Raw genomic sequence first — 12,623 nt, 5'->3', positions numbered from 1 at the left:
CGAAGGGCCGGGAAGAAATGAGTGGTTCGGACATACGGTCGGCGGCGTACGGAGTGATGCCGACGGACACTACCGAAGACGTGCGGGCCCGGGGAGCCGGAGTCGCGACGCGGGTGGCGGTCCTGCCCGTCGGCAGCTTCGAACAGCACGGCGCGTACCTGCCGCTGGCCACCGACACGCTGGTCGCCTGCGCCATCGCGCGGGAGATCGCCGAGGCGTACCCGGTGCACCTCCTCCCGCCGGTGACCATCGCCTGCTCGCACGAGCACGCGGCCTGGCCGGGAACCGTCAGCATCTCCTCCGTGACCCTTCACGCGGTGGTACGGGACATCGCGGCGTCGTTGCGCCGCTCGGGCGTCGAAGCCCTGGTGCTGGTCAACGGACACGGCGGGAACTACGTCCTGGGCAACGTCGTCCAGGAGTCGTCCGCCGCGGGCGAGCGGATGGCGCTCTTCCCGGCCCCGGAGGACTGGGAGGCGGCGCTGGAGCGGTCCGGGGTGTCGACCTCGCTCCTCACCGACATGCACGCCGGGGAGATCGAGACGTCGATCCTGCTGCACGCCCACCCCGACGTCGTCCGGCCCGGTTACGAGTCGGCCGATTTCGTCGCGGACGACCGCCGTCATCTGCTCACACTGGGAATGTCCGCCTATACCGATTCGGGCGTCATCGGCCGTCCTTCCCTGGGTTCGGCGGAAAAGGGAAAGGAACTCCTGGCGAGCCTCGCGGATTCCTTCGGCGCGTATTTCTCGCTGCTGACCGCGGCGGCTTCGCCGGATTCGGCGACCGGGACCGGCGACGGCCCGGCGGCCGCCGGTGACGCGGCCTCCGCGTAGCGCGGCTCGTCCTCGCCGAGCCGCTTCTCGGGGCCCGGGCCGGCCGGAGCGGCGGCCCGGGCGCGCAGGCCCGCGGACCAGCGCACCACCAGCACGACGGCTCCGGGAAGCGCCGCCACGAAGCTGAGCACGCCGTAGACGACGGCGACGGAGAGGCCGGTGCTCGCGCCCAGCCCGGCGGCGCCGAACGCCCAGGCGGTGACGCCCTCGCGCGGGCCCCAGCCCCCGACGTTCAGGGGAAGTCCCATGGCGAGCAGCGCGAGGACGGCGATCGGCAGCAGCGTGAGCACGGAGGCGCCGGAACCGGCGACCCGCGCGGCCACGACGAACATGGCGAGATGTCCCGCCAGCACGATCGCCGAGGACAGGGCGACGCCCGGCCCGTTGCGCCGCGACAGCAGGCTCTCGCGGGCCTCCGCCAGCGTCGCGCGCAGCCGTCCGGCGCGGCGCGGGGCCGAGGAGCTCATCCGCACGGCGAGGACGACGGCGCAGGCGCCGACGCCGGCCAGCAGGACCAGCGGGGTGACGTGCCGGACGTCCTGCATGACCGGCGAGGGCAGGGTCAGCAGGATCGTCACGCCCGCCACGGTCAGCGCGAGCTGTCCCGCGGTGCGCTCCAGGACCACGGCCCGCACACCGCGCCCGACGTCGCCCTCGCTCTGTCCGTGCCGCACCGCGCGGTGCACGTCGCCCAGGATGCCGCCGGGCAGCGCCGCGTTGAGGAACAGGGCGCGGTAGTAGTCGGCGACGGCCGCGCCGAGCGGCAGCCGGATCCGCAGTCCGCGGGCCACCAGCGCCCACCGCCAGGCGCTGAACACGGTGGTGAGCGCGCCGATCGCGAGCCCGGCGAGCAGGGTCGGCGCGTCCACGCGCCGCAGCCCGTCCAGGAAGACGCCGGTGCCCAGCCGCCACAGCAGCACCGCGAGGATGGTGACTCCGGCGACGGTCCCGAAGTGGGTGCGCAGGGCACGGCTGCCGAGCACGGCGCGCAGCCGGGACGGCCGCTTCGCGTGCGGCGCGTTCACGATGACGCCGATGCGGGCCGCCGAGACGGCGCTGCCGCCGCGCTGCGCCGGCAACGCCCGCGCGGGCCGCCGCACGACGGGCGCGGCCGTCTCCGCCCACAGCACGGGCGGCGCGCTCACCCGGGGGCCGACCGCCTCCGCGCTCATCCGGCTCCGCCCGTGGGCCGGGCCAGCGCCAGCAGGTCGCTGTGGTGCACGGTGGCGCGCAGTTCGCCGGCGGCGCAGGCCGCGAGCCGTGCGGCCAGATAGGCCTCGGCCCGCTCGGCCAGCTCGGGACGCTCCTCCACGGCCGCGCCGACCCAGCCGCGCAGCCACTGGGCGGTCAGGCCCACGTTCTCGGGACCGAGCTGCCAGACGCTCGGGTGCACCTTCACGGTCGCGCCCTGGTCGGCGAACGCCTCACCGGCGACCGCGACGGCGTCGGGGCCGAGGAGGCCGCCGCGCCGCTGGTGGTCGTTGAAGGCGGCGGCGATCTCGTCGTCCAGCGGGTCGGGGTCGCTGAGTTCGACGCGGCCGGCGACCGACAGGGTCAGCAGTGCCGGGCAGCCCGCCCCGGCGCAGGCCGCGGCGAGCGTCTCGACCTCCTCGCGGGTGAGGACGTCGAGCAGGGCGGAGGCGGTGACCAGCGAGGCCCCGAGCAGGGCGTCCGGGGTGAGCCGGGCGACGTCGCCGCGCCGCGTCTCGACGGTGACCCGGCTGCCGTCGGCGGCCGCCCGCGGGGAGGCGACGGCGGCGAAGTGCAGCAGGTAGGGGTCGCGGTCGTGCAGGATCCAGTGCTGCGCGCCGTCCAGCCGGGGGGCCAGCCACCGGCCCATGGAGCCGGTGCCGCAGCCCAGGTCGTGGATGGCCAGGCCGCTGCGGCCGGGCAGGTTGGCGAGCCGGATCCGCAGCGGGTCCAGCAGCTCCATCGACCGGGCGGCGGCGTCGGCGGGCTCGCGCAGCTCCAGCCATTCCGGGGCGTAGCGGGGCTGCTCGTCCGGTCCGGCGTCGCGCAGCCGCACGGTCGGCCGCTCGCCGGACCGGCCGACCGGCCCGGCGCCCGCGATGACCTGCTCCGGATCGGCTTCGGCGCCGGAACCGGGGTGCGAGGGGGGCAGCGCGGCCTCCACCAGGGAGACGGACTCGCCGCGGCCGGGCTGGGCCGGGATGCCGCCCACGTGCCGGGCCATGTCGGCCGGGGTCGCCGTCGTCTTCCTCATGCCGCCCTCCGGGGCTCGCGGGGAAGCCTGCCCAGAACACCGGCCAGGCTCTGGGCGGTCGACGCCCAGCCGTTCAGGGCGGCCCGGCGGCCGCGCGCGGCCGCCTTCAGCCGCCGTCGCACGTCGGGCTCGCCGAACCAGCCGCGCAGTTCGGCGGCGAGGGCGGCCGGGTCCTCCGGCGGGACGAGGATGCCGGGGACACCGCCGTCGGGGGCGCGGCCGACCGCCTCGGGCAGTCCGCCGACGTCCGTCGCCAGGACCGGGATGCCACGGGCCAGCGCCTCGGTGACGGCCATGCCGTAGGTCTCCGCGTACGAGGTGAGGACCATCAGGTCGGCGGAGGCGTACGCGGCGTCCAGCTCGGCGCCGGCCTTCGGTCCGGCGAGCTCCAGCCGGTCCTGAAGACCGTGCCGGGCGATGAGCTCGCGCAGATGGGCGACGTACTGCGGGTCCTGCCCGAGCCCGCCCACGCACACGCAGCTCCACGGCAGGTCCTTGGCCGCGGCCAGCGCCTCGACCAGCCGGTGCTGGCCCTTGCGCGGGGTCACGGAGGCCACGCACAGCAGCCGGGACACGCCGTCGGTGCCGGAGGCCAGGGGGGCGATGTCGGCGCCGGGGGCGGCGACGTGCACCCGCTCGGGGGCGAGACCGTGGTGCGAGACGAGGCGGCGCACCGCCCAGTCGCTGGTGGCCACGACCGCCGGCACGGCCCGCAGCACCTCCCGCTCCTTGGCGTCGAGCTCGGCCGCCACCTCGGCGGCGATGCCGCGCTCGTCGCCCAGCGGCAGATGGACGAGCACGACGAGCCGCAGCCGCTGCGCCTCCGGGGCGATGATCTCCGGGACCCCGCAGGCGACCAGTCCGTCGAGCAGGACGATCGTGCCGTCGGGGAACTCGCGCAGCGTGCGCGCCAGGTCCGCGCGGGCGTCCGCCTCCGGGCGGGGCCACGACCCGGGCGCCAGGTGCTTGTGGACCTGCCAGCCGAAGCCGGGCAGGTCCAGGCACAGGCGCCGGTCATAGGCGTTGCCGCCGCTGGGGTTCGCCGTGTCGTCGACGCCGCCCGGCATCACGAAGTGCACGGAGCGCAGGGACATGGGGATGATCCCACCGATCTTGGGAAGCGGCGCCTGCACGGGCACGTACGCCAGCGGAGCCTGCTGCCCGGCCGGAGCGCTCTGCACGGCGGCCTTCTCCAGGGTCGTGTCGGTCACAGCGCACGCTCGTAACTCGCCCAGGCGACGTGCGACTCGTGCAGGGTCACGGCGATGGCGGCGATGCCTCGGGCGCCCTCGCCGAGCGCGCCCTTGTGGATGCGCTCCGCGAGCCGGTCCGCCACGACCTTCGCCAGGAACTCCGTCGAGGTGTTGATCCCCGCGAAGTCGGGCTCGTTGTCGAGGTTGCGGTAGTTCAGCTCGCTGACCACCGCTCCCAGCTCCTGCGTGGCCAGTCCGATGTCGACGACGATGTTGTCGTCGTCCAGCTGCTCGCGGCGGAAGGTGGCGTCCACGAGGAACGTCGCTCCGTGCAGGCGCTGCGCGGGTCCGAAGACCTCGCCGCTGAAGCTGTGGGCGATCATGATGTGATCGCGGACGGTGACACTGAACAACGGACGACCCTCCAGGTGCGGCGCCTCTGCTCCCCCGGCCGTTGACCGCCGGGGGATGCCGTGTAGTACGGCTCAACGGTTCCCCCTGTTCACCGTGATCTCACTCTTTTCTCAGGTCAGGCGCTCCTGGTCGTACCTGATGCCGTGGCACAGCGCCGGGATCTCGCCGGACGCGAGCTTCGGCATCACCTGCGGCAGCTCGTCGAAAGCGCTGTCTCCGGTGACGAGGGCGTCGAGCGCCGGCTCGGCCAGCAGCTCCAGCGCCAGGTCGAGCCGGTCGGCGTAGGAGCGACTGGAACGGCGTGCCGGGGAGACGGCGCCGACCTGGCTGCTGCGGACGACGAGGCGCCGGGAGTGGAAGTCCTCGCCGAGCGGGAGGGAGACCTTCCGGTCGCCGTACCAGCTCAGTTCGAGGACGGTCCCCTCGTCGGCGAGCAGTTCCAGTGAGCGGGTGAGCCCCTGCTCGGTGGCGCTGGCGTGCACGACGAGGTCGCAGCCGCCCAGTGCCCGGGCGGGCGCGGCGAATCCGACGCCGAGCGCCTCGGCGACCTTCTCGCGCGCCGGGTCGGCGTCCACCAACTGCACGCGGACGCCGGGGAAACGGGCCAGCAGCGCGGCCACCGAACAGCCGACCATGCCGCCGCCGACGACCGCGATCCGGTCCCCGACCAACGGCGCGGCGTCCCACAGCGCGTTGACGGCCGTCTCCACGGTGCCCGCGAGGACGGCCCGGCGGGCGGGCACGGAGTCCGGCACGACCGTCACCGCCGCCGCCGGAACCACGTACCGCGTCTGGTGCGGGTAGAGGCAGAAGACCGTGCGCCCGAGCAGCTCCGCCGGCCCGCGCTCCACCACGCCGACGTTGAGGTAGCCGTACTTCACGGGCGAGGGGAAGTCGCCCTCCTGGTACGGCGCCCGCATGACCGCGTGCTGGCTCTCGGGCACCCCGCCGCGGAAGACGAGGGTCTCCGTGCCGCGGCTGACGCCGGACCACAGCGAGCGCACCAGGACCTCGCCGTCGGCGGGATCCGGAACGACGACGTCACGGATCTCCCCCTCACCGGGCGAGGCGACCCAGAACGCACGAGCGGCGATCGACATCCACATCCTCCTGAACGATCGGGAACCTGTTCACGTACCGAGGTGTGCACAGTCCGCGCACAGTACGCGGCACTGATCATCTCTGTCATCTGGCCGGAGGAACGTGCGGTGGCCCTGAACAACACTTACGACGCGAGGCTGGTCCAGCAGGAGACCGCTGTGGGAGCGGGCGTTCAGATCCTGTTGCTGGCCCTGCTCGGCACGGCGATAGGCATGGGGCCGGCGGGCTGGGTGACCGGTCTCGTCTTCGCCATCGCCACCTGGGCGGTGCTCTCCCGGGCGCTGCACCGCTCCAGCCTGCGCACGTTCGGCCCGGCCAACCGGGTCACCCTCGGCCGCGCCACGCTGGTGGGCGGGGTGACCGCGCTGGTCGCGGACTCCTTCGAGAGCACGCCCCCGGTGACGCTGCTGGTCGGCCTGACGGCCGTGGCCCTGATCCTGGACGGCGTCGACGGCAAGGTCGCCCGCCGCACGAACACCTCGACGGCGCTGGGCGCGCGTTTCGACATGGAGGTCGACGCGTTCCTGATCCTGGTGCTCAGCGTGTACGTCGCGATGACGCTGGGCCCGTGGGTCCTGCTGATCGGCGGCATGCGCTACGCCTTCGTCGCCGCGGCCCGCGTCGCCCCCTGGCTCAACGCCCCGCTCCCGCCGAGCACCGCCCGCAAGACGGTCGCCGCGTTGCAGGGCGTCCTGCTGCTGCTGGCGGGGTCCGCCCTGCTGCCCTACGCCGCCACGTTCGCCGTGGTGCTGCTGGCGCTCGGCTCCCTGGTGTGGTCGTTCGGCCGGGACGTGCTGTGGCTGTGGCGGACGTCGCGCGCGGTGACCGAGCGCCCGGCGGAAGCGGTCCTGGAGCTCGTGTAGCCGCCGCGCTCGCGCGGCGTCTCCGGCCCGTCGGTGGTCGTCACGGCCGACGGGGAAGCAGCAGGACGGCCGCGGCCGGCACCGCGGCCAGCAGGAGCCAGGGCACGGCGGGCGGCAGCCCGGCGCCGAGGAGCGCGCCGGTGGCCGCGCTGCCCGACAGCACGATCAGGCCGGAGACCGAGGACAGCGCCCCGGTGTACAGACCGAGCCGGCCGTCCTCGGCGAAGTCGGGGGTCCACGCCCGGGCGACGGGCGCGACGAGCATCTGGCCGAAGGTGAGCAGCACCGTGAACCCGGTCGCGGGCAGCAACGCCGCCGTCCCGGTCGGTGCGGCGTACCGACCCACGGCCACGACGACGAATCCCGCGGCGATCGACGCGAGCCCGCCCGCCATCGCGCCCCGCGGGCCGAGCCGCTCCCCCGCCCACCGGGTGACCGGCAGCTGGGCGGCCACCACCAGCAGCGACGACAGCGCGAACAGCCAGGCCAGCGGCGTCTGTGAGCCGGTCGCACGCTCCACTTCGGCGGGCAGGGCGAGGTACAGCTGGTTGTAGGCGAGCAGGTAGGCGCCGTAGGCGCAGCACAGGGCGAGGAAGCGGCGGTTGCGGAGCAGCGGACCCGCGGCGCCCCGGAGCCGGAGGCCGACGCGGCCGGGGATGTGCTGGGGCAGCAGCCGGGCATGGCCGACGAGCACGAGGACGAAGATCGAGGCGCCGGTCAGACACACCGCGCGGAAGTCGACCTCCAGGAGCAGCGCGCCGAGCAGCGGCCCCACGAACGCGCCGGTCTGTCCGGCGACCGTGAACAGGGCCAGCACCCGGGTGCGTGAGCCGCCGTCCGCCCTCTCGTGCAGGACGGCCTGACGGGCCACCTCCGATTCGACGGCGGGCGAGAACAGCGCGGCCGCGAACCCGATCAGCAGCACCGCCGCGACGACCGTCCAAACCCGCTCCGCGTAGCCGAGCCAGGCGAACCCGGCGATCCGCAGGACGCATCCGGCGAGGACGACGGGCCGCACGCCGTACCGGTCGGCGAGCGCCCCGCCCACCACGAACAGTCCCTGCTGGCTGAAGGTCCGCAGCCCCAGCACGAAGCCGACCAGCCAGCCCGCCAGGCCGACGGATGCGCCCAGATGCTCGGCGAGGAACGGCAGAACGGCGAAGAACCCTATGTTGAACGCCAGCTGAGTCACCATCAACAGGCGCAGCAGCGGCGGCAGGGGCGGCGCGCCCGACGCCTTCCGGCGGGACACGAGGCCGGTCGTGCTCATCGCGCCCCCGTCAACCGCGTTGGTTCTGACCGCGGTTCACCGATCGTCGGCTCCTGACCGCGAGGCCGCGGAGGCCGGCCGCGCGGCCCGGGCGATCCGGACCGTTGCGCCCGCCCGGGTCGCGGGGACCCGCGCAGCAGGCCGGGCGCCGTCACGGCCAGGGCGGCGAGGACGGCGAGGACGGCGGCCGGGGCGAGGACGGCCCAGGGGGCGCGCTCGGCGTAGGGCTGGTTCTCCGCGAGGAGCAGACCCCATTCGGGGGACGGCGGCTGGGCCCCGAGGCCGAGGAAGCCGAGCGAGGCCAGCGCGAGGGCGACCCCGGGCAGCCGCAGCAGGGCGTGGCGGGCGACCGGCGGCAGGACGGCGGGCAGAAGGCCTCTCCTCAGCAGGTACCAGGGGCCGGCGCCGAGCGCCCGGGTGGCGGCCAGGTGGACGGTGGCCCGTTCCTGCCGCAGCAGCGCCGAGGTGTGCGCGGCGAGCGGCGCCCAGGCCACGACGGCCACGGCCAGTACGGGCGTCATGGGGCCGCTGCCCTGCACCGCGACCACGAGGAGCGCGGCCAGCACGGGCGGAACGGCGTTGACGGTGTCGACGAGCGGCCCGGACACCCGCGGCAGCAGCCCGAGCCCGATACCCACGGCCAGGGCGATCGCGCTGATGGCGAGAGCCAGGAGCAGGGTGTCGACGGCGCCGTGCCCGACCCGGGCGAGGACGTCGCGGCCGAGCGCGTCCGTGCCGAAGGGGTGGGTCGCGGAGGGGGGCCGGAGGCGGTCGCCGGTGTCGAGCGCGAGCGGATCGCGGGGCAGCCCGAGGCCGACGACGCACGCCAACAGCAGGCCGTGGACCAGCGGCGGCCCTCTGCGGCCGGCCGGCGCGCGCCGGTGCAGTGTCAGCAGGGCGCCGTCGCGCAGGGCGGGACCGACGAACAGCCGGGCGGCGACGCGGGCCCCTGCGGTGACGGCCGCGGCAAGGGCGACGAGCAGGAGGACGCCGGCCTGGAGGACGGGCAGGTCCTGGGCGATCGCCGCCTGCAACGTGGTCCGGCCGAGGCCGGGGATGTCGAAGATCTGCTCCACGGCGACCGACCCGCCGGTCAGGCCCACCACGAACAACCCCAGGTTGGGCAGCAGCGCGGGCACGCACCGGCGCAGCGCCTTGCGGGCGACGCTGCGTCCGGGCAGTCCGCGCGCGGTGGCCGCCGCCGCCCAGGGCTCGGCGAACGCGCCGGGCAGCTGATCGTCGAGGAGCCGGCCGAGGACCGCCCCGGCGGGCAGACCGAGGGCGAGCGCGGGCAGCACCGTCCACTGCGGGCCGTACCAGCCGAGGGCGGGCAGCCAGCCCCACTGCACGCCGACCACCGTCGCCAGCACGGACGCGGTGAGGAACTCCGGCAGCGCGGCGAGCACGGCGGAGCCGGAACCGCCGGCAGGCCGAACCGCCGTCCGCCGCCGTGCGCCGAGGTAGAGGGTGCGGGCGCACACCCCGGCCGCGACCATCACGGCGACGGTCAGCGCCACCGCCATCAGCAGCAACGACACGCCCAGCGCCTCCAGCACGCCGGGCAGGACGTCCGCGCCCGAGATCCAGGACCGTCCGGCGTCGCCGTGCGGCAGCCCGGCGAGCCACCGGCCGAGCAGGCGCACCGGGCCCTCGTCCAGGCCGAGTTGCGCGCGCACGTCGGCGAGCGCCTGCGGGGAGGGGTCGCGGTCGGCCGACCGCGCCTTCAGCACGGTGCGCGCCGGGTCGGTGTGCGAGAGCCAGGGCAGCAGCCCGATCCCGCACACCGTCGTCACGGCGAGCACGACGCGCCACAGCAGCGCGCCCATCCTGCTCCTCATGCCGTCAGCGCCGGGTCCCGGCGCGGACGAGGGTGCGCTCGTAGGGGTCCGCCGCCACACCGCGGACCTTCGCCGCGACTCCGGTGACGACGCGCTGATGGACCAGCGGGATGACGGCGTCGGTGCCGAGGATCACGGCCTCGGCTGCCATGGCGGCCTCCTGCCGCTTGTCGGCGTCCGTCGCCGCCTGCGCCCGTCCGACGGCCCGGTCGACGGCCGCGTCGCAGAGCCGGGCGAGGTTGTAGCCGCCGTCGCAGGTGAAGTCGCCGGCGAGGAGGGAGACGGGATCCCCGGTGTCCAGCAGACTGTTGCGGGCGCCGATGAAGGCGTCGAACTTCCCGGCGAGGGCGTCCCCTTCCAGTCGCGAGTACTCGCGCACCACCAGCTTCACCTTGAACCCGGCGTGCTCCAGCTGCTGTTTCACCACCTGTGCGGCTTCCGGGAGTTCGGGCCGGTTGTCGTAGGTCGCCAGGGTGAGGGAGGCGCCGCCCGGGGCGGTGGGCTTCGCCCGCCCGGTGGGCGGCACGCGCTTGGCCTGCGCCCAGGTGACGGCCGGGCCGTAGATCCCGGCCCCGGCGTCGGCATGTCCCTCGTACACACCGTCGGCGAGGGCGGCGGTGTCGACGGCCGCGCGGGCGGCTGCGCGCAGGGCGGGGTCCTCGAAGAGGCGGGACCTCGCGTTGAGTTGGAGGCTGGTGGTGCGGGTCGTGGCGGTCTCGCGACGGGTGCCGGCGTCGAGGGCGGCGGCCTGGGCGACGGGTATCGCCTCGGCGAGGTCCACCTGGCCGGTGCGCAGGGCGTTGGCGCGGGCGGCGCCGTCGGCCACGAAGCGCACGTCGATGCCCGGGGCCTGGGCCCGGCCGCCCCAGTAGTCGTCGAAGCGGTCGAGGTCGGCGGCGGTCGCCCCGGTCACCCGGGTGATCTCGAAGGGGCCGGTGGCGGTGCCGGCCGGGTCGACGGCGCCCCCCGCCCCGTACGCCCTCGGCGACAGCACGGCGAGGCTGGGGCTGGACAGACGCAAGGGCAGCACCGGGTCGGGGTCCTTGGTGGTGACGCGTACGCCGGCGGCGCCGGCCGCCCTCGCGGTGAGGGTGACGCCGGCCAGGGCGGCCGGGGCGGGCCTGGCCTCGCCGGCCCGGGCGAGCGCGGTGGCGACGGCGGCGGGCGTGACGTCCGTTCCGTCCTGGAAGACGGCCTCGCGCAGGGTGAACAGCCAGGTGCGGTCGTTCTCGCGTCGCCAGGAGGCGGCCAGCGCGGGAACGGCCGAGCCGTTGGCGTCGAGCGCGGTCAGCGACTCGGTGACGCCGAGGCGGCTGAGGATCGTGGCGTCCGCGCCGTGCGGGGAGAGGTTCTCGGCGGGCGGGAAGGCGAGCGCGACCCGCAGCCGGGGGCCGTCGCCCGCCGCGGAGGCCTTGCCGTCGCCGCCCCCGGGGGAGGCGAAGCAGCCGGCGAGGAGCGGCGCGAGGCAGAGGACGGCGGGAATCCGGGGACGACGCGGGCGACCGGGACGGCGGACACCGCGGCGCGCAGGGGGGTGGGCGGGGTCGCGGAGGCTGCGGGGATCGCGCATGGAGTCACCGGTCTGTGCGAGGCGGGTGGAGGAAAGGGTGGAGGAAGGGGACTGCGGTGCGCAGGCCCTGGGGGGGCAGGCCGGAGGATGCGCCGACCGGGGCGTCTGCGGGGGTGGCGGGGGTGGCGGCACGAGGGTCCAGAGCGACGTCGAAGTGGACGATGCCCTGGCCGCCGTCCGTCTCCCGCCGTTCGTCGTGGACGACGGTGCCGAGGGATCGCCAGAAGGCTTCGGCGCCCTCGACGGCCGGGTCGGTGTGCAGGTAGACGGAGCGGTAGCCGCCGTCCGCGGCCGCGAAGGCGAGCAGTTCGGCGACCAGGCGACGGGCGAGGCCGCGTCGCCGGTGTTCCCGCCGCACGTAGACGCGGCGCAACTGGGCGGTCGTTCCGCCCGGGTAGCGCTCTGCGACGTGACGCGGGTTCGGCGGGTGCGCCGGGCCGCGGGAGTCGAGGGCGGCGGTGGCGACGACCTCGCCGTTCCCGCCGTTCCCGCCGTCGAGCGCGACCAGCAGGGTGTGGCGTCGTGGGGCGAGGTAGGCGGCGTGGGGATCGATGATGTCCCCGTGCCAGCGGGGCACGTAGCCGCTGCCGAAATCCCGGTAGACGGTGTCGAGCATGACGGCGCGGGCGCCGTCCAGGTCTTCGGGGCCCGCAGGCCTGATGCAGTAGTGACGCACTTGCACATCATATGCAGCAAGCGCGAAAAGTTGATCACTGGACCACCACTCCCGGATTTGACAGAGATCGCGAACGACCCCTCAATCTAGTCACATGACATTCATTTTCAATAAGGCGGTACGGTGATACGCGTCGCATGCGTGGGCCAGGGCGGCAGCGGCAGCGGCAGCGGCAGCGGCAGCGGCAGCGGCAAGGCGACGCTGTCGGCTCTGTTCGCACGGCACTTGGCCCGCTCGGACGCCTCGGTGCTCGCCGTGGAGGGCGACGTCGACCAGCATCTTGCGCAGGCCCTGGACCCGGCCGACGCCACCCCCGGCTTCACCGCCCCGCCCCTGGCCGCCCATCCGGACGACATCAAGGATCTGCTGCGCGGCGACAGTCCGCGCCATGACGCTCTTGGTGGCCGAGCCCACCCGACGGGGCGTCTCCGTCTACTGCCAGTACCCGGACCACGCCCGTGAGTTCGGCATCCCCCTCGCCGTGGCCGGCAACAAGGTGACCGACGAGGACGGTCTCCTCTTCCTCGAGGCCACGCCCGTGCCTGGGCGAACGAGGCGACCGGACAGGACCTGGCCGCCCAGGTGGACCCCGCTTTCGTCCCGGGGCCGACCGCACCGGAGTGATCGGCGAGACGGCC

General features: G+C 75.1%; 10 protein-coding genes and 2 pseudogenes. 3 read left to right on the top strand and 9 right to left on the bottom strand.

Annotated elements, in window-relative coordinates; all coding sequences use genetic code 11:
- Positions 1–17 precede the first annotated feature (17 nt).
- Positions 18–836, top strand: coding sequence for a creatininase family protein (locus KMS84_RS12480; RefSeq protein WP_306425455.1), 819 nt, complete (start codon positions 18–20; stop codon positions 834–836).
- A 164-nt stretch (positions 837–1,000) separates the two neighbouring features.
- On the opposite strand, the pseudogene KMS84_RS12475 reads toward KMS84_RS12480, so the two are convergent.
- From KMS84_RS12475 to KMS84_RS12455, 5 genes and pseudogenes are all read right to left on the bottom strand, one after another.
- Positions 1,001–2,008 (bottom strand): annotated as a pseudogene (locus tag KMS84_RS12475) (lysylphosphatidylglycerol synthase transmembrane domain-containing protein); the annotation flags it as partial.
- Positions 2,005–3,060, bottom strand: coding sequence for a trans-aconitate methyltransferase (locus KMS84_RS12470; RefSeq protein ID WP_256916235.1), 1,056 nt, complete (start codon positions 3,058–3,060; stop codon positions 2,005–2,007). The gene KMS84_RS12470 and the pseudogene KMS84_RS12475, both read right to left, overlap by 4 nt.
- Positions 3,057–4,271: a glycosyltransferase family 4 protein gene (locus tag KMS84_RS12465; RefSeq protein ID WP_256916234.1), complete on the bottom strand. Its 1,215-nt coding sequence runs from the start codon at positions 4,269–4,271 to the stop codon at positions 3,057–3,059. The genes KMS84_RS12470 and KMS84_RS12465 overlap by 4 nt, the downstream gene beginning before the upstream one ends.
- Positions 4,268–4,666: a 6-pyruvoyl trahydropterin synthase family protein gene (locus tag KMS84_RS12460; RefSeq protein WP_256906673.1), complete on the bottom strand. Its 399-nt coding sequence runs from the start codon at positions 4,664–4,666 to the stop codon at positions 4,268–4,270. The genes KMS84_RS12465 and KMS84_RS12460 overlap by 4 nt, the downstream gene beginning before the upstream one ends.
- 111 nt (positions 4,667–4,777) lie before the next feature.
- Positions 4,778–5,767 carry a zinc-dependent alcohol dehydrogenase gene (locus KMS84_RS12455; RefSeq protein ID WP_256916233.1) on the bottom strand — a complete coding sequence of 330 codons (990 nt, stop codon included), beginning with the start codon at positions 5,765–5,767 and terminating at the stop codon, positions 4,778–4,780.
- Positions 5,768–5,875: 108 nt separating this feature from the next.
- On the opposite strand from KMS84_RS12455, the gene KMS84_RS12450 reads away from it, so the two are divergent.
- Positions 5,876–6,631: a CDP-alcohol phosphatidyltransferase family protein gene (locus KMS84_RS12450; protein ID WP_256916232.1), complete on the top strand. Its 756-nt coding sequence runs from the start codon at positions 5,876–5,878 to the stop codon at positions 6,629–6,631.
- Between the two features lie 40 nt (positions 6,632–6,671).
- On the opposite strand, the gene KMS84_RS12445 is transcribed toward KMS84_RS12450, so the two are convergent.
- Genes KMS84_RS12445 through KMS84_RS12430 form a run of 4 tightly spaced genes read right to left on the bottom strand, consistent with a single transcriptional unit; the run spans position 6,672 to position 11,985 of the window.
- On the bottom strand, positions 6,672–7,901 hold the full coding sequence (locus KMS84_RS12445; protein ID WP_256916231.1) for an MDR family MFS transporter: 1,230 nt from the start codon (positions 7,899–7,901) through the stop codon (positions 6,672–6,674).
- Positions 7,898–9,739, bottom strand: a complete 1,842-nt coding sequence (locus tag KMS84_RS12440; RefSeq protein WP_256916230.1) for an ABC transporter permease subunit — start codon at positions 9,737–9,739, stop codon at positions 7,898–7,900. The genes KMS84_RS12445 and KMS84_RS12440 overlap by 4 nt, the downstream gene beginning before the upstream one ends.
- 4 nt (positions 9,740–9,743) lie before the next feature.
- Positions 9,744–11,309, bottom strand: coding sequence for an ABC transporter substrate-binding protein (locus KMS84_RS12435; protein ID WP_256916229.1), 1,566 nt, complete (start codon positions 11,307–11,309; stop codon positions 9,744–9,746).
- A gap of 4 nt (positions 11,310–11,313) precedes the next feature.
- Positions 11,314–11,985, bottom strand: a complete 672-nt coding sequence (locus tag KMS84_RS12430; RefSeq protein WP_256916228.1) for a GNAT family N-acetyltransferase — start codon at positions 11,983–11,985, stop codon at positions 11,314–11,316.
- Positions 11,986–12,111: 126 nt separating this feature from the next.
- Between KMS84_RS12430 and KMS84_RS12425 the strand changes: the two are divergent.
- Positions 12,112–12,609: pseudogene (locus KMS84_RS12425) on the top strand (ATP-binding protein).
- Positions 12,610–12,623: the final 14 nt, after the last annotated feature.

Origin of the sequence: Streptomyces hilarionis, assembly GCF_024539675.1 — a bacterium.
Classification (GTDB): domain Bacteria; phylum Actinomycetota; class Actinomycetes; order Streptomycetales; family Streptomycetaceae; genus Streptomyces; species Streptomyces hilarionis.
Note: the sequence above shows the minus strand (reverse complement) of the source record. Positions and strands in the feature narration are given on the sequence as shown.

Bases quoted from the DNA above. Each gene is read 5' to 3' on its own strand.
- KMS84_RS12480 (WP_306425455.1), top strand. From the start codon at position 18: ATGAGTGGTTCGGACATACGGTCGGCGGCGTACGGAGTGATGCCGACG.
- KMS84_RS12470 (WP_256916235.1), bottom strand. From the start codon at position 3,060: ATGAGGAAGACGACGGCGACCCCGGCCGACATGGCCCGGCACGTGGGC.
- KMS84_RS12455 (WP_256916233.1), bottom strand. From the start codon at position 5,767: ATGTCGATCGCCGCTCGTGCGTTCTGGGTCGCCTCGCCCGGTGAGGGG.
- KMS84_RS12445 (WP_256916231.1), bottom strand. From the start codon at position 7,901: ATGAGCACGACCGGCCTCGTGTCCCGCCGGAAGGCGTCGGGCGCGCCG.
- KMS84_RS12440 (WP_256916230.1), bottom strand. From the start codon at position 9,739: ATGAGGAGCAGGATGGGCGCGCTGCTGTGGCGCGTCGTGCTCGCCGTG.
- KMS84_RS12435 (WP_256916229.1), bottom strand. From the start codon at position 11,309: ATGCGCGATCCCCGCAGCCTCCGCGACCCCGCCCACCCCCCTGCGCGC.